This window comes from Amycolatopsis thermalba (assembly GCF_023376025.1).
Taxonomy (GTDB): Bacteria; Actinomycetota; Actinomycetes; order Mycobacteriales; family Pseudonocardiaceae; genus Amycolatopsis_E; species Amycolatopsis_E thermalba.
The window spans coordinates 5,525,932-5,542,157 of sequence record NZ_CP091196.1 but is presented as its reverse complement, the minus strand read 5'-3'; the positions used below and the strand labels follow the sequence as shown (position 1 = coordinate 5,542,157).

The window sequence follows — 16,226 nt, the reverse complement described above, 5'->3', positions numbered from 1 at the left end:
ACACGATGGCTGACCGGTGGGCTCCCGGCCTTTCCCTCCGGCGTGGGTGCTCGACCCTCGCGCGCGCCGACTGCGGAGCTCACACCGCCGGGGCGTCTGCTCGCTACCCCCGCCGGGTGTTTGCCAGCGGGGTGGCGTTGGCCGCCGGAACCGCCTTCCGGCCTCCTCGGTCCGAAAAGGACGGTTCTCAGGCTTCCTTCAGCGCCGCGGCCAGTCCCTCGCCCAGCGGGGTCGTCGGGCGGCCGATCAGCGCCGACAGCTCGCCGGTCACCTCCGCGAGCGTGCCCTCGGCGATGTTCTGGTCCAGCGCCACCACGAACCCCGCGGTCTCCGCCGGCAGCCCGGCCTCGATCAGCGCCGCGCGGTGCTCGTCGGCGGTCAGGTCGCGGTAGCGGATCTCCGTGCCCGCGATGGCGGAGATCTCGGCGGCGAGGTCGTCGAACGTCCACGCCACGTCGCCGCCCAGTTCGTACACCTTGCCCTCGTGCCCCTCGCCGGTGAGGACCGCGACGGCGCCCGCGGCGAAGTCGGCCCGCGTGGCGCTGGCGACGCGGCCGGAGCCGGCGCTGCCGATCAGCACGCCGCTCGCGATGGCCTGCTGGGCGTTCGGCACGTAGTTCTCGGTGTACCAGTTGTTGCGCAGGATCGTGAACGGCACGCCCGACGCGCGGATGATCTCCTCGGTCGCCTGGTGCTCGGGCGCCAGCACCAGCGTGGTGTCGTCCGCGCGCGGCGCGCTCGTGTAGATCACGTGGGTGACGCCGGCCTGCTTCGCGGCGTCCACCGCCGCCTGGTGCTGCGGGACCCGGCGGCCCACCTCGTTGCCCGAGATCAGCAGCACCTTGGTCGCGCCCGCGAACGCCGCCACCAGGGTCTCCGGCCGGTCGTAGTCGGCTTCCCGTACCTGGACGCCGAGGTCCGCGGCCTTCTCCGGGTTGCGCACCGCGGCGGCGATCTGGTCGGCGGGCAGCTTCTCACGCAGGCCGGCGATGACGTGGCGGCCCAGCTGGCCGGTGGCACCGGTGACGACGATGGTCATGTTCCTCGCTCCTTCTCGGACGACTGCGCCTCAAGTTAGTACTAACTTCTGGTGAGTACCAACCATTGGTAAGTACCGTCACAGGCCACCGTGGGGCCGACCAGGTATCCTCGACGGCATGAGTTGCGACGCCGAGCACGACCAGCTGGTCGCCGACGTCTTCGCGCGCGCGTGCACCTCACGTGGCGTGCTGGAGCACGTGACGGGACGCTGGGGCACGCTCGCGCTGGCCGCGCTCGCCGAGGGGCCGTTCCGCTTCAACGCGTTGCGCCGCAAGGTCGACGGCGTCAGCGAGAAGATGCTGGCCCAGACGCTGCAGGCACTGGAGCGCGACGGTTTCGTGCACCGCGAGGCCGAGCCGACGATCCCGCCGCGGGTGGAGTACAGCCTGACGCCGCTCGGCGCCGAGGTCGCGGGCCGGCTGCGGGAGCTGATCGAGCTGGTCGAGGGCCGGGTGCAGGACGTGATGGCCGCGCGTCGCGCCTACGACGAGACGAAGGCGGCGGTCGCGCGCTAGACGCGCGCTCGCAGCCGTCTGCGTCCTGGGATCAGGCGGCCGTGGCGTCACCGAAGGCGGTCACGTGGGCCGCCGCGCAGGCGCACGGGAGGTCGTCCGGCACGAGACGCTGCCCGTGATCGTCGTTCGCGGCTCGAGCGGGATCGCGCGCACCCGGGTGGAGCGGATCTCGGTCACCTGGTCGGCGGGCAACACCGTCCAGCTGCGCGGATCGGAGCCGACCTCGACGATCGTGTCCTGCACCGTCCCCGCGCGGCGCGCCGGTGAGCCCTGGAGTCCGACGTCCCGCAGCGCGCTGAGCACCGACAAGTCGTGGCCCAGGGAAGTCTTCAGGGCATCGGCACCCAGTTCGGCGACGCCGACGGCCGCGCGACCGGCGGCGGGGTGCCGGGTGGACACGAGCGCGAACAAGGACTCGGTCCAGGCCGGCAACACCCGCAACCCGCGCGCCGAACGCACTTCTCTCGCCAGGGCCAGGTCGATCTCCCCCTGCCTCAGGGCGTTCAGGCGCGCGGTCAACGGCAGGTCGACGAGCACGACGTCGAACCCCGGGGCCTGTTCCCGCAGGGCGTCGATCCCGCGTTCCAGACGGGCGGTGAACTGCCCCGCACCGGTCCCGATGCGCATGACACCCGCCTGCTCACGCGCCACGACCCGGACCCGATCGGCGGCCGCGAGCGCCTCCCGCGCCGAGGCGAGCACCCGGCGTCCCGCATCGGTCAGCCGCACCCGGCGCGGCGAGCGGTCGAACAGGCGGACCCCCAGCTCGCGCTCCAGTGCCGCGATCTGCCTGCTGACCGCGGGCTGAGCGATGTGCAGACGCTCGGCGGCGCGGCCGAAGTGCAGCTCGCCGGCGACCGTGACGAAGTACCGCAACGCCCGCAGTTCCACTCGATTCTCCTCCGCGACGATGCCTCCAGGCTATCGCTGCGCGTCAGCCTTGGTCCTGGTTCCCGGCGGGCTCCGGTGCTGGAGTCGGGACATGAACATCGATCTCGGTCTGCTCGGCGCGCACCTGCGCGGGCACGAAGTGAACCCCGGCCGCGCGGTCGAAGTGGAGCGCGCGGGCTACGGCACCCTCTGGCTGGACGCCTCGCCGCCGGCGGATCTCACCCTCGCGGAGGAGCTGCTCGATGCGACCACCCGGCTGACCGTCGGCACGAGCGTGGTGAACGTCTGGACCGCCGACGCGGAAACGGTCGCCGCCTCCTATCGCAGGATCGAAGCCAAGCACCCTGGGCGCCTCCTGCTCGGCGTCGGTATCGGGCACCGGGAAGTCCACGCTGAATACGCCTCGCCGTACGACACGCTGGTGCCCTATGTGGACCGGCTCGTCGCTGCGGGCGTGCCGGCCGGCCGCATTGTGGTAGCCGCGCTCGGGCCGCGGATGCTGCGCATGGCCGGCGCCCGCAGCGGCGGAGCCGTTCCCGCCATGGTCACCCCGGAGCACACCCGGCGCGCCCGCTCGATCCTCGCGCCCGGAAAGCTGCTGTTGCCCGGCCACTTCGCCCTCGTCGAGCCGGATGTGGAGCGAGCCCGCGCGGTCGCCCGGTCCGCGCCGCCCGGAACCGCGCTGGGTGTGAGCAACTACGCGAGGAACCTGCGGCGGCTCGGCTTCACCGAAGACGACCTGTCAGGCGCGGGCAGCGACCGGCTCATCGACGCGCTCGTCGCACACGGCGACCCGGCCACCACGGCGGCACGGCTGCTGGCCCATCGAGCGGCCGGCGCGGACCACGTCGGCGTCTACCCACTCGGCGACGACCCGACCGGCACGCTCGTCGTGATCGCGGAGGCGGTGCGCCGCCTGGTGGGGGCGGCGTGAGCTAGTCGCGCTGGGCCAGGAACACGAACTCCATGCCGGGCCGGTCCGGGGCGTCCCGCACGTCGGCCACGCGGAAACCTTGCGCAGCAAGGCTTTCCTCGATCTCGTCGCGATCGCGGAAGCGCAGCGTCGAGTCCGATGTGACCACTTCGCCGTCGGCCAGGAACCGGTACGTGAAGCGGAACGACACCAGCGGCAGGCTGACGTCGGTGACCTCGAGACGGCGCTCGACGGGGCCGGCTCCGGGGACGTCGAGCACCAGCGGGTCGGTGGTCGCGGCCCAGTCCTCCCAGGCACGCCGTTCCGGGCGGCGCGTCTCGAACACGAAGTGGCCGCCGGGGCGCAGCGCGGTCCGGATGCCGGCGAGGGTCTGGCCCCAGTCGTCGTCGGTGAGGAACACCTGCGCGACGTTTCCCGTCATGGCGGCGAGATCGCCGACGGCTGGGGGCAGATCCGTGGCGTCACCGTGGATCCAGGTGATCTTCCCGTCCGGGTCCTTGGCGCGCGCGACCGCAAGTGACGCCTCGGCCGGGTCGACGCCGATGACGGTGCGTCCCTTCGCGGCGAGGAGCACGGCCAGGCTGCCGGTGCCGCAACCGACGTCCAGGACGTGTTCGGCCTTGAGTTCGTCGGCGATGGACAGGTACAGGTCGAGGTCGTCGCGCTCGCCGTCGAAGGTGTCGTAGATCGGGGCGAGGCGGGCGTGGGCGAAGATCGCGTCGGGCACGGTTCGCACCTTATCTGGAAGGCGGGTCGCGCGCGTCCCGTTTTTGTCGGTACCCCCTGGCACACTGCGGACGTGGCCAACTGGAGGGAATTCGAAGAGCAGGCACCCGCGCTGGCGGCGGCGGTGCGTGAGCGGTTGACGGCGGCGGAGACGCACGTGCTGGCGACCCTGCGGCGGGACGGGTCGCCCCGGGTGAGCGGCACGGAGGTCGACTTGCGGGAGCCCGAGCTGTACATCGGGTCGATGTGGGGCGCACGCAAGGCACGCGACCTGCAGCGCGACGGCCGGTTCGCGCTGCACGCCTTCCCCTCCTCCGAGGGCGACGCGAAGCTGTCCGGAGTCGCCATCGAGATCACCGAGAAGGCCGTCCTGGACGCCATCCAGGGCGACATGCAACCAAGCCACCTCTTCCGGCTGGACCTCCAGCAGGCGGTGCTGACAACGGTCGAGGCCGACAAGCTGGTGGCGACCACCTGGTGGCCGGGCCGGGAGGTGGTGCGTTTCGAGCGCAAGTGAGAACAGGTACGAGGACACCCCTCACACGGCGGGCGTGAGGGTGGGCTTGATGCCCGTGGCCCGTGGCTGGTGGCCCGTGGCCCGTGGGCGCCCGTGGCCCGTGGGCGGCCGCGCCCGCGCAGGACGCCGCCTCGCCGACGGCGCGTGGGCGGGCGCCGTGAGCGAGCTGGGACAGTCGCGGCGGTAGTGCCCCGTTGGCCGTGCCGGCGCGCAGGTGGGTTCTGCTACAGCTGCGAGCTGCTGGTCGTGGCGAGCGTTCCCCTGACCGTGACGGGCTCTCCAGTCACCTCGGGATGGTCGCGGTGGCGGGTGCTCCGGGGCGGTGCGCGGGCTCTGCAGCCGCGCCGGGTTGGTGGCGGCGGGCAGCGTGCTCGGCGGCGGTCCAGCGCGCAGGCGCGCTCGACAGCCACCCCGGGATGGGGTGGTCGTGGCGAGCAATCCGACGGCGGTCCGGCACGCGCGTGGGCTCGGCAGCCGCTCCGGGTTGGGTATGCGGTGGGGAGCGCTCCGGCATCGGTCCAGCGCGCAGGCGGGCTCGACGGCCACCCGGGCTGGGGTGGTTGTGGCGAGCAATCCGGCGGCGGTCCGGCGCGCGCGTGGGCTCGGCAGCCGCTCCGGGTTGGGTATGCGGTGGGGAGCGCTCCGGCATCGGTCCAGCGCGCAGGCGGGCTCGACGGCCACCCGGGCTGGGGTGGTTGTGGCGAGCAATCCGGCGGCGGTCCGGCGCGCGGGTGTGGCTCCGCAACTGTTCCGGGATGGTGGCAGTGGGAGTGTTCCGCGGCCGGTCTGGCACGCGGGCGGGCTCGGCAGCCGCTCCGGACTGGTGGCAGTGGGAGCGTTCCGCGGCCGGTCTGGCGCGCGCGTGGGCTCGGCAGCCGCTCCGGGTTGGGTATGCGGTGGGGAGCGCTCCGGCATCGGTCCAGCGCGCAGGCGGGCTCGACGGCCACCCGGGCTGGTCGAGCACCCCGGCGCCAGCCTGCCGCGCGGGCGCGCCCTACAGCCGCTCCAGGATGGTTGCCGTGGAGAGTGCTCCGCCGGCGCACATCGTCACCAGCGCGGTCTCGCCGTCGCGGCGTTCCAGCTCGTGCAGGGCCGTCGTCAGCAGGCGCGCGCCGGTGCTGCCCACCGGGTGCCCCAGCGCGATGGCGCCGCCGTTGACGTTCACCCGCTCCGGGTCCGGCTCGTGCACCTGCTGCCACGACAGCACCACCGACGCGAACGCTTCGTTGACCTCGAACAAATCGACATCACCGACCGCCATCCCAGCACGCGACAGCACCCGCGACGTCGCCTGCACCGGTCCGTCCAGGTGGTAGTACGGCTCGGCGCCGACCAGTGCCTGCGCGCGGATCCGCGCCCGGGCCCGCAGGCCCAGCGAAGCCGCCCGCGCCGAATCCATGATCAGCACCGCTGCCGCGCCGTCCGAGATCTGCGACGACGTGCCTGCCGTGTGAACACCGCCGTCCAGCACCGGCTTCAGCCGGGCCAGCCCCTCCAGCGTCGTCTCGCGCAGGCCCTGGTCCCGCGCCACCAGCCGGGTCTCCCCGGTCGGCCGGCCCTCCTCGTCCAGCACCGGCGCCTTCACCGGCACCACCTCGCGCTCGAACCGGCCCTGCGCCCACGCCGTCGCCGCCTTGGCCTGCGATGCCAAACCGAACCGGTCGACATCCTCCCGCGAGAGACCGCGCCGCACCGCGATCCGCTCCGCCGCGCCGTACTGGTTGGGCATGTCGATCGCCCACGACCCGGGCTTCGGCGCGCCCGCGTCCACCCCGCGGTTCGCGCCGAGCGGGATGCGGCTCATCGCCTCCACCCCGCACGCGATCCCCACGTCGATCGCCCCCGTCGCGATCAACCCGGCCACCAGGTGCGCCGCCTGCTGGGCGGACCCGCACTGCGCGTCGATCGTCGTCGCACCGGTCGTCTCCGGCAGCCCGGCGTGCAGCCACGCCGTGCGCGTCACGTTGCCCGACTGCTCACCCGCCTGCGTCACGCAACCGCCGATAACCTGTTCCACGATCGCCGCGTCCACCCCGGCCCGCTCGACCAGCGCGCGCTGCGCCGCGCCCAGCAACTCGGCCGCGTGCAACCCGGCCAGCCAGCCACGCCGCTTCCCGACCGGCGTCCGCACGGCCTCGACGATGACGGGGTCACCCACGGCAGCCCTCCTCCACTCGACTCGCCCTCAAAGTAGAACTTGTTTCAGTATTGGGCAAGCGTGACCCAGGTCAACCGCCATTCGGTGCCCAACTGGACCACCAGCGCGTTCAAGATCGAGTAAACGGGTTTCACTCAACCTCTCGACTTAGTTAACACCGTATGCTCTAATCGCGTTTAGAACGTGTTCCACGACGATGTGAGGCACCTCGGGAGGTAGCCGTGGCCACGCCCCTGATCCCCGCCGGCTTCGATTTCACCGACCCCGACCTGATCGCGACGCGGCTGCCCCTGGAGGAGTTCGCGGAGCTGCGCAAGACCGCGCCGGTCTGGTGGAACGCGCAGCCGCACAACCGCGCGGGTTTCCGCGACGACGGGTTCTGGGTCGTCACCCGGCACGAGGACGTCAAGACCGTGTCGAAGGACAGCGAGCTGTTCTCCTCGCAGGAGAAGCTGGCGATCATCCGCTTCGACGAGAACATGACCGACGAGAGCCTCGACGCGAACCGCCTCGTCCTGCTCAACATGGACGCGCCCCAGCACACCAAGCTGCGCCGCATCGTCTCGAAGGGCTTCACGCCCCGGTCGATCGCCCGCCTGGAGGACACCCTGCGCGACCGCGCCGCACGCATCGTGCACGAGGCGAAGAAGAAGGGCTCCGGCGACTTCGTCGAGGACGTCGCGTGCGAGCTTCCCCTGCAGGCCATCGCCGAGCTGATCGGCATCCCGCAGGAGGACCGCCGCAAGATCTTCGACTGGTCCAACCAGATGATCGGCTACGACGACCCGGAGTACGACGTCGAGCCGATCGCCGCTTCCGCGGAGCTGGTGGGCTACGCGTGGAACATGGCCGAGGAGCGCCGCAGGTGCCCGATGGACGACATCGTCACCAAGCTTATCCAGGCCGATGTGGACGGTGAGTCGCTCACCTCGGAGGAGTTCGGCTTCTTCGTCATCCTGCTGTCGGTGGCCGGCAACGAGACCACCCGCAACGCCATCACCCACGGCATGAAGGCCATGCTCGACCACCCCGACCAGTGGGAGCTCTACCGCGAGCAGCGGCCCAAGACCGCGCCGGACGAGATCGTCCGCTGGGCCACCCCGGTGATCGCCTTCCAGCGCACCGCCACCGCGGACACCGAGCTGGGCGGCCAGCACATCCGCAAGGGCGACCGGGTCGGCATGTTCTACAGCTCGGCCAACTTCGACCCCGAGGTGTTCGACGAGCCCGAGCGCTTCGACGTCCTGCGCGACCCGAACCCGCACGTCGGCTTCGGCGGCACCGGCTCGCACTACTGCATCGGGGCGAATCTGGCCCGCCTGGAGATCGACTTGATCTTCAACGCGATCGCCGACGAAATGCCTGGTATCCGTGAGGTCGCGCCGCCGGAGCGGCTGCGTTCGGGCTGGCTGAACGGCATCAAGCACTACCGGGTGGCCTACGAATAGGGGTTACGCTCACACCTCGCAGGCGATCGTCCTCGCCAGGAGGTGCCCGTTGCCCGTCATCCCGCCCACCCCGGAAGAACTCGCCGAACTGGCCGCCCGCTACGGCTTCCAGCTGAGCGAGGCCGACCGGAAGTCCTTCGCCGGCCTCGTGGAGGCCAATCTCGCCGCCCACGAGGCCGTCGAGCGGCTGTACGCGCGCTCGGCGCCCAGCGCCCCGCACCGCGACTACGAGTGGCCTGGGGACAACCCGCTCGGCGCCTGGTACGTGCGCACCCGGATCCCGCCGTCCGGTGACGGTCCGCTGAGCGGCCGCGAGGTCGTGATCAAGGACAACATCGCGGTCGCCGGGGTGCCGATGATGAACGGATCGCGCGCGGTGGACGGGTTCGTGCCGCGCCGGGACGCGACCGTGGTGAGCCGGGTGCTCGCCGCGGGCGGCACGATCGTCGGCAAGGCGGTGTGCGAGGACCTGTGTTACTCCGGGTCCAGTTTCACGTCGGCCAGCGGGCCGGTGCGCAACCCGTGGGACCCCGCCCGGCACGCGGGCGGCTCGTCGTCGGGCAACGCGGCCCTGCTCGCCGCCGGTGAGGCCGACCTCGCGATCGGTGGCGACCAGGGCGGGTCGGTGCGGATGCCGGCGGCGTTCTGCGGGGTGGTCGGGCACAAGCCGACGCACGGGCTCGTGCCCTACACCGGCGCGTTCCCCATCGAGACCACCATCGACCACCTCGGCCCGATGACCCGCACCGTGCGGGACGCGGCGCTGATGCTGAGCGTCCTCGCCGGTGACGACGGGTTCGACCCGCGCCAGTACCGCACGCCCGAGCCGCCGGACTACCTGGCCGCGGTCGAGCAGGACATCCGCGGCGTGCGCGTCGGGGTGCTCACCGAGGGCTTCGGGCTGCCGGTGTCCGAGCCGGCCGTCGACGACGCCGTGCGCGCCGCGGCCGACCGGCTCGCGGCGGCGGGTGCGGTGGTGTCCGAGGTGAGCGTGCCGTGGCACCGCGAGGGGCTCGACGTGTGGACCGTGATCGGCACGGACGGCACCGCGCGGCAGATGATCGACGGCAACGGCTACGGCATGAACGTGCCCGGCCGGTACGACCCCGAGCTGATGGTGCACTTCGCGCAGGGCAGGCGGGTGCACGCCGACGACATGTCGGACACGCTCAAGACCATGATCCTCACCGGCGCCTACGCCGCGCAGCGGTATGACATGCGGCACTACGCGATGGCGCGCGAGCTGGCGTGGGAGCTGCGCGCGGGCTACGACGCGGCGCTGTCCGAGGTGGACGTGCTGGTCCTGCCGACGGTTCCGTACGTGGCGAAGCCGCTGCCCGGGCCGGACACCACGCGCGAAGAGCGGATGGTCAACGCGCTGGGGATGGTCGGCAACACGGCGCCCTTCGACGCGAGCGGCCACCCGGCGATCTCGGTGCCCGCCGCCCCCGTGGACGGCCTGCCGACCGGGCTGATGATCGCCGGGCGCCGCTTCGACGACGCGACGGTCCTCCGCGTGGCCGCGGCCTACGAGCGGGAGGTGGGTGGTTTCCCGGTCGCACCTTGATCACGCGGCGGGGCTGGACCGGGCACCGCGGCGATCTCGGTGCCCGCCGCGCCGGTGGAGGGTGGGTTTCCCGGCGGCGCCCTGACTGCGCCGCCGCGTCCGTCCGCTAGGGCTTCTCCGCGCCCACCACCCACATCGCGAAGTACTGGGAGCCTCCGCCGTACGCGTGGCCCATCGCGCGGCGTGCGCCGTCGACCTGGTAGTCGCCCGCCCGGCCCATCACCTGCTTCGCCGCCTCGGAAAACCGCAGCATTCCCGACGCCCCGATCGGGTTCGACGACAGCACCCCGCCGGACGGGTTGACCGGCAGCCGCCCGCCCAGCGCGGTCTCCCCGGCCTCGGTCAGCTTCCACCCCTCGCCCTCGGGCATGAACCCCAGGTTCTCCAGCCACATCGGCTCGAACCAGGAGAACGGCACGTAGATCTCCGCGGCGTCTATTTCGGACAGTGGATCGGTGATCCCCGCCTCGCGCCACAGCGCCGCGGCGGCGTCGCGGCCGGCCTGCGGGTTCACCTGGTCGCGGCCGGCGAAGGTGGTCGGCTCGGTGCGCATCGCGGTCGCGTGCACCCACGCCGCGCCCGCCGCCGCGTCCCCGGCGGCCTCGTCGCCGATCACCATCGCGCACGCGCCGTCGGAGGACGGGCAGGTCTCGTCGTAGCGGATCGGGTCCCACAACACCTGCGAGGACCGCACCTTCTCCACCGTGATGTCCGGCTGGCGCAGGTGCGCGTACGGGTTCAGCGCCCCGTTCTGCCGGTCCTTCGCCGCGACGATCGCGCCGATGTGCTCGGGCGCGCCGGACCGCCGGATGTAGGACCGCACGTGCGGCGCGAAGTACCCGCCCGCGCCCGCGCCGACGGGCATCGTGAACGGCGGCGCGATCGACAGCGCCCACATCGCGTTCGACTCGGACTGCTTCTCGAACGCCACCGTCAGCACCCGCCGGTGGATGCCGGACTGCACCAGGCTCGTCGCGACCAGCGCCGTCGACCCGCCCACCGAACCCGCGGTGTGCACGCGCAGCAACGGTTTCCCGGTCGCGCCGAGCGCGTCGGCCAGGAACAGCTCGGGCATCATCACGCCCTCGAACAGGTCCGGTGCCTTGCCGATGACCACCGCGTCGATGTCCGGCCAGTCCACGCGCGCGTCGGCCATCGCGCGGTCGATCGCCTCCCGCAGCAGGCCGGGCATGGACACGTCGGTCCGCTTGGCCCGGTGGTGGGTCTGCCCGGTGCCGAGCACCGCGGCGAGCTGCTTCGCCATTTCACGCCTCCAGGACCGCGACGAGGTTCTGCTGCAGGGCCGGGCCGCTGGTGGCGTGCGCGAGCACCTTCGAGGCCTGGCCGGTGAGGATCCGGGTGGCGGCCTCGCCGATGCGCGCCAGCCCGGCCGAGAACATCGGGTTGCCGGTGAGCACGCCGCCCGAGGGGTTGACACGGACGTCGTCGCCGAGCCCGAGCGCCGTCCGCAGGATCAGCTCCTGGTGCGTGAACGGCGCGTGCAGCTCGGCGACCTCCACGTCCCCGGTGCCGACCGCGCGCCCGGCCGCCTCCGTCGACGGTGAGCGCGTCAGGTCGCGGGCGCCGAGCACGGGCGTGTCCACGCGGTGCTCGATGCCGGTGATGACCGCGGGCTGCTCGGCGAACTCGTGCGCCCGGTCGGCCGCGGCCAGGACGATCACCGCGGCGCCGTCGGTGACCGGCGCGATGTCGTGTGCCCGCAACGGATCCGCCACGTAGGGCGCGTCCAGCAGGTCGGCGACCTCGCTCGCGCCGGAGAACTGGGCGCGCGGGTTGCGGGTGGCGTCGGCGCGGCTGCGGGCGGCGACCTCGGCCAGGTCCTTCTCGCTCCACAGCCCGGCGTCCAGCCCGAGCCGGGCCTGCAGGCCGGCGATGCTCACCGAGTCCGGCCACAGCGGCGCGACCGTGTACGGGTCGAGCTGCAGCGCCAGCACCCGGCGCAGCTGCCCGGCCGAGGACTTGCCGAAGCCGTACACCAGCGCGGTGTCGACCTCGCCGGTGCGGATCTTCAGCCAGGCCTCGTACAGCGCCCAGGCGGCGTCCATCTCGACGTGCGACTCGTGGATCGGCGGGAACGCGCCGATCGCGTCGATGGCGGAGATGAACGAAAACGCCCGTCCGGCCAGGTAGTCCGACGAGCCGGAGCACCAGAACCCGATGTCCTTCTTGGACAGTCCGGTCTGCTGGTAGACCTCGGCGAAGATGGGCACGAGCATTTCCACGCCGTTCGTGGTGCCCGGCGTGGAGCGCACGTTCGGGGCCTGGGCGAACCCGACCACCGCGACGTCTCGCATGGCAGTTCCCCTCTACAGGTTGTGGGCGAAGGACTCGTAGGGCGCGTCCGGCTCGCCGGTCGGCTCGAAGTGGCTGATGTTCTCCAGGCTCGTCCACCACTCGTCGCGCGGTTTCCACGCCGCGCGCACCCGCATGCCCATCCGGACCTCGGCGGCGTCGCAGCCGAGGACGAGGTGCAGGAACGCGATGTCGGCGCCGTCGAGCAGGATGTAGGCCGCGACGTAGGGCGGCTCGATGCGCTGGCCGAGGAAGGGCACGTTGACGATGCAGAAGGTGGTGACGATCCCGGTGTCCGGCAGCTCCACTTCGTCCACTGTGGGCACACCGTCGGTGGGGCAGGCGCCGCGCGGCGGGATGTAGACCTTCGCGCACGCGGGGCAGCGCTGCCCGATCAGCTTGCCCTCGGCGAGACCTCGCAGGTAGCGGCTCTCCTCCGGGGAGGCCGAATGCTGGTAGTGCAGCTGGATCGGCGTGACCATCACCCCGTCCTGTCCGGACTTCGGCGGCGGCGCGGGCGAGGGCCCGTCGCCGGCGCCGACGGGCCGGAAGTAGGCGATGTCGCGGATGTGACCGGCGGGTTCGTCGGCCCAGCGCACGCGCACCCGCATGCCCGTGTGCATGTCGGCGGGGCCGGCCACGTGCACGGCGTGCAGCATCGCGGTGTCGGCGCCGTCCAGCCGGATCAGCGCCCACGCGAACGGCGTGGTCAGCGGCTGACCGTCCAGGGGCTCGGGAATCCACGACCAGGACAGCACCGTGCCCTCGTCGGACACGGGCACGAACTCGGTGAGCGCCGCGGCGGTGACCGGGTCGTACTCCACCGGCGGCACGTGCACGCGGCCGTCCGAGCCGCGCACGCCCTCGATGCGGCGCTCGCGCAGACCGGCGGCGAACCGGCCGAGCACGGGCCCGAGGGAGCGGGTGTAGTCGAAGGCGAGATCCAGCGGCGCGGACAGCGGTGTACTCACGAATCGAAGTGAAACACGTTCTCGATCTCCCGGCAAGACGCTCCGCCGGGAGCTTGCGCGGTAAGTGGAACAAGTTCTAGATTCGGGGGTATGACCACCGCACTGGAGACGATCGGCCTGTGGCACATCGCGGCCGGGCAGCCGGACCGGACGGCGATCGTGAACCCCGACGGCAGCGAGGTCGGCTACGGCGCCCTCGCGGACAAGGCCAACGCCTACGCGCGCGGTCTGCGCGAGCTGGGCCTGGAGACCGGCGACGTCGTGGTGGTGCTGCAGCCCAACAGCGACGAGCTGCTCGCCGCCTACTTCGCCGCGCTGCAGACCGGGCTGTACGTGGTGATGGTCAACTGGCACCTGGTCGGGCCCGAGGTGGCCTACATCCTGTCCGATTCGGGGGCGAAGGCCTTCCTCGCGCACGAGCGGTTCGCCGAGGTGGCGATCGCGGCCGCGGACGAAGCCGGGGTGCCCGCTTCGGCGCGGTTCGCGGTGGGCCGGATCGACGGGTTCCGCGACGTGGCCGAGCTGGGCGCCGGGGGCAGCGGCCGCCCGGAGGTGCGCACGGCGGGGTCGCCGATGCTCTACACCTCCGGCACGACGGGACGGCCCAAGGGCGTGCGGCGGCCGTTGAGCGGGGCCGATCCGGACAGCGTGCCGGCGGCGTCCACGTGGTTCTTCGGTATCTTCGGGCTGAAGCCGTTCGACGACCACGTCCACCTGTGCGGGTCGCCGCTCTACCACACGGCGGTGCTGAACTTCGCGTCCATCTCGATCCAGCTGGGGCACACGGTCGTGCTGATGGACCGGTGGGATCCGGAGGAGATGCTGCGGCTGATCGAGCGGTACCGCGTCACGCACAGCCACATGGTGCCGACGCAGTTCCGGCGGCTGCTGGCGCTGCCGGAGGAGGTGCGGTCGCGTTACGACCTGTCGTCGCTGCGGAACATGATCCACGGCGCCGCGCCGTGCCCGCCGGAGGTGAAGCGGCGGATGCTGGAGTGGTGGGGCCCGGTGGTGACCGACTACTACGCCGCGACGGAGGGCGGCGGCACGATGATCACCGGCGAGGAGTGGCTGCGCAAGCCCGGTTCGGTCGGGATGCCGTGGCCGGGTTCGGTGATCAAGATCCTGGACGACGACGGCAACGAGCTGCCCGCGGGTCAGCCCGGCACGGTCTACATGCGGATGGGTTCGTCGACGTTCGAGTACCACAAGGACGCCGAGAAGACGCGCAAGGCGCGGGTGGGGGACCTGTTCACCCTCGGCGACGTGGGGTACCTCGACGAGGACGGCTACCTGTTCCTGCACGACCGCAAGAACGACATGATCATCTCCGGCGGGGTGAACATCTACCCGGCGGAGATCGAGAACGAGCTGGTGATGCACCCGAAGGTCGCGGACGTCGCGGTGTTCGGCATCCCGCACGAGGACTGGGGCGAGGAGATCAAGGCGGTCGTGCAGCCCGCGCCGGGGGTCTCGCCGGGACCCGAGCTGGCGGCGGAGCTGCTGGAGTGGGTGCGCGGCCGCCTGGCGAAGTTCAAGTGGCCGCGCAGCGTCGACTTCGCCGAGGAGCTGCCGCGGGACCCCAACGGCAAGCTGTACAAGCGGAAGCTGCGGGATCCCTATTGGACGGACCGGAAGATCTGATCGCGTTGCCGGGAGGCGCCGGCACGATCACTTCGAGCACGGAACGCCACTGACCACGGACGGCGCACGCGGTGAGCACCAGTCCGGTGGCACGACCAGGCCCCGCAGGTGATGCCACAGCCAGCCGGGCGAGCCAGCCCGCCAGACGAGCCTGCCGGTCGGGCGAGCCTGCCGGAGGAGACCGCCCCTCGGTACCACCCCGCCGCGCCCTCGGTTCAGGCCGGGTGTGGGCGCACCGCGCGCTGACTGCGCTCCTCCGTCACCAGGTCTCCGGCACGGGAGAACCGCACCGACGCCCACCACATCCCGTTGCCGCGGGGGGTGCTTCTCCCAGGTCAGCGTGCCGGGCACCCACTGCTCGCCGTCCTGGACCGGGCCGGGCCTGGCCGGCGCCTCGGCCTTCCCGCGCAGACGCAGCCAGCAGTGCCCGCACGGCTGCAGCTTCTCCGGGCCCACGCCGGCCCAGCGGACCGGCACCACGTCGGCGCCCCTGCGCTGCACGAGTCCTGGCCCTTGACCAGCCACTCGCGCCGGGCGTCGTTGTGGTAGGCCGGTCCGCCCGTGGTGCGCCAGCCCCGGGGCAGCACTCCCGCCGGCGGCGGCGTGCAGTACGCGCACTGCCCCGCCGGCAAGTCGTCGTCCATCGCCCCGAGCCAGCGGCCACCACCGACAGTTTCAGCGGCCCTCGAACCGGGGCTTGCGCTTCTCCGTGAACGCGCGCGGCCCCTCCTTCGCGTCGGCCGACTGGAAGACCTTCAGCCCGTACTGCGCCTCCAGCTTGAAGGCCTCCTCCTCGGGCATCCCCTCGGTGTCGCGGATCGTGCGGAGGATCGCCTGCACCGCGAGCGGTCCGTTGGCCGCGATCAGGTCCGCCAGCTCCAGCGCCCGCTCCAGCGCCTGACCGTCCGGCACGACGCTGCCGATCAGCCCCATCTCCTTCGCCTCGGCCGCGGTCAGGTGCCGCCCGGTCAGCAGGATCTCCGCGGCCAGCGTGTACGGGATCTGCCGCGGCAGCCGCACCGCCGAACCGCCCATCGGGAACAGCCCCCACCGCGCCTCCGACACCCCGAACCGCGCGCTCTCCCCGGCCACGCGGATGTCGGTGGCCTGCAGGATCTCCGTGCCACCCGCGATCGCCGGGCCCTCCACGGCCGCGATCAGCGGTTTCGTCAGCCGCCGCCCCTTCAGCAGGCCCTCGATGCGGCCCGGGTCGAACGTGCCGCGCTCGTAGGAGTCGGCGGGGGAGTTGCGGTTCATCGACTTCAGGTCCGCGCCCGCGCAGAACGCCCCGCCCGCTCCGGTGAGCACGCAGCACCGGATTTCCGGGTCGTTGTCCACCCGGTCCCAGGCTTCGACCAGGATCGCCATCATCTCGCCGCTGATCGCGTTGCGGACTTCCGGCCGGTTCATCGTCACCACGAGCGTGTGCGCGCGTTGTTCCACCAGGGCGTGCGGCTGTTCCATGAGTACCTCTCCATCCGGCGCCATTGCCCAAAACGAT

At 72.2% G+C, this 16,226-nt stretch carries 14 protein-coding genes; 6 read left to right on the top strand and 8 right to left on the bottom strand.

What is annotated here, in order from left to right:
- Positions 1-187 precede the first annotated feature (187 nt).
- Positions 188-1,039, bottom strand: coding sequence for an SDR family oxidoreductase (locus L1857_RS26865; protein WP_249466629.1), 852 nt, complete (start codon positions 1,037-1,039; stop codon positions 188-190).
- A 118-nt stretch (positions 1,040-1,157) separates the two neighbouring features.
- Here L1857_RS26865 and L1857_RS26860 point away from each other — a divergent pair, with 118 nt between their 5' ends.
- Positions 1,158-1,556, top strand: coding sequence for a winged helix-turn-helix transcriptional regulator (locus L1857_RS26860; RefSeq protein WP_094008230.1), 399 nt, complete (start codon positions 1,158-1,160; stop codon positions 1,554-1,556).
- A 60-nt stretch (positions 1,557-1,616) separates the two neighbouring features.
- Here the strand turns inward: L1857_RS26860 and L1857_RS26855 are convergent, their stop codons facing one another.
- Entirely contained in the window at positions 1,617-2,447 is an 831-nt protein-coding gene (locus L1857_RS26855; protein WP_240323099.1) for a LysR family transcriptional regulator, read from the bottom strand.
- A 91-nt stretch (positions 2,448-2,538) separates the two neighbouring features.
- Between L1857_RS26855 and L1857_RS26850 the strand changes: the two genes are divergently transcribed.
- The gene (locus tag L1857_RS26850; protein WP_116109894.1) at positions 2,539-3,381 is read left to right on the top strand and encodes a TIGR03620 family F420-dependent LLM class oxidoreductase; all 843 of its coding nucleotides are present in this window, start codon (positions 2,539-2,541) and stop codon (positions 3,379-3,381) included.
- Position 3,382: 1 nt separating this feature from the next.
- Here the strand turns inward: L1857_RS26850 and L1857_RS26845 are convergent, their stop codons facing one another.
- Positions 3,383-4,108 (bottom strand): class I SAM-dependent methyltransferase, encoded by a 726-nt coding sequence (locus tag L1857_RS26845; protein ID WP_116109893.1) that lies wholly within the window; start codon positions 4,106-4,108, stop codon positions 3,383-3,385.
- A gap of 72 nt (positions 4,109-4,180) precedes the next feature.
- On the opposite strand from L1857_RS26845, the gene L1857_RS26840 reads away from it, so the two are divergent.
- The gene (locus L1857_RS26840; protein ID WP_116109892.1) at positions 4,181-4,624 is read left to right on the top strand and encodes a pyridoxamine 5'-phosphate oxidase family protein; all 444 of its coding nucleotides are present in this window, start codon (positions 4,181-4,183) and stop codon (positions 4,622-4,624) included.
- Positions 4,625-5,618: 994 nt separating this feature from the next.
- On the opposite strand, the gene L1857_RS26835 is transcribed toward L1857_RS26840, so the two are convergent.
- A complete protein-coding gene (locus tag L1857_RS26835; protein ID WP_116109891.1) occupies positions 5,619-6,782 on the bottom strand; it encodes a steroid 3-ketoacyl-CoA thiolase in 1,164 nt (387 codons plus the stop codon).
- A gap of 221 nt (positions 6,783-7,003) precedes the next feature.
- Between L1857_RS26835 and L1857_RS26830 the strand changes: the two genes are divergently transcribed.
- The gene (locus L1857_RS26830; protein WP_094009051.1) at positions 7,004-8,230 is read left to right on the top strand and encodes a cytochrome P450; all 1,227 of its coding nucleotides are present in this window, start codon (positions 7,004-7,006) and stop codon (positions 8,228-8,230) included.
- A gap of 49 nt (positions 8,231-8,279) precedes the next feature.
- Entirely contained in the window at positions 8,280-9,797 is a 1,518-nt protein-coding gene (locus L1857_RS26825) for an amidase (RefSeq protein WP_249466627.1), read from the top strand.
- A 106-nt stretch (positions 9,798-9,903) separates the two neighbouring features.
- Here L1857_RS26825 and L1857_RS26820 read toward each other — a convergent pair whose 3' ends face one another.
- Genes L1857_RS26820 through L1857_RS26810 form a run of 3 tightly spaced genes read right to left on the bottom strand, consistent with a single transcriptional unit; the run spans position 9,904 to position 13,081 of the window.
- A complete protein-coding gene (locus tag L1857_RS26820; protein WP_116109889.1) occupies positions 9,904-11,061 on the bottom strand; it encodes a thiolase domain-containing protein in 1,158 nt (385 codons plus the stop codon).
- A 1-nt stretch (position 11,062) separates the two neighbouring features.
- Complete coding sequence (locus L1857_RS26815) at positions 11,063-12,112, bottom strand: thiolase domain-containing protein (protein WP_116109888.1); 1,050 nt, start codon at positions 12,110-12,112, stop codon at positions 11,063-11,065.
- Between the two features lie 12 nt (positions 12,113-12,124).
- Positions 12,125-13,081 (bottom strand): Zn-ribbon domain-containing OB-fold protein, encoded by a 957-nt coding sequence (locus L1857_RS26810; protein WP_116109887.1) that lies wholly within the window; start codon positions 13,079-13,081, stop codon positions 12,125-12,127.
- A gap of 90 nt (positions 13,082-13,171) precedes the next feature.
- Between L1857_RS26810 and L1857_RS26805 the strand changes: the two genes are divergently transcribed.
- On the top strand, positions 13,172-14,725 hold the full coding sequence (locus L1857_RS26805; RefSeq protein ID WP_116109886.1) for an acyl-CoA synthetase: 1,554 nt from the start codon (positions 13,172-13,174) through the stop codon (positions 14,723-14,725).
- Between the two features lie 675 nt (positions 14,726-15,400).
- Here L1857_RS26805 and L1857_RS26800 read toward each other — a convergent pair.
- Positions 15,401-16,189 (bottom strand): crotonase/enoyl-CoA hydratase family protein, encoded by a 789-nt coding sequence (locus L1857_RS26800; RefSeq protein WP_116109885.1) that lies wholly within the window; start codon positions 16,187-16,189, stop codon positions 15,401-15,403.
- Positions 16,190-16,226: the final 37 nt, after the last annotated feature.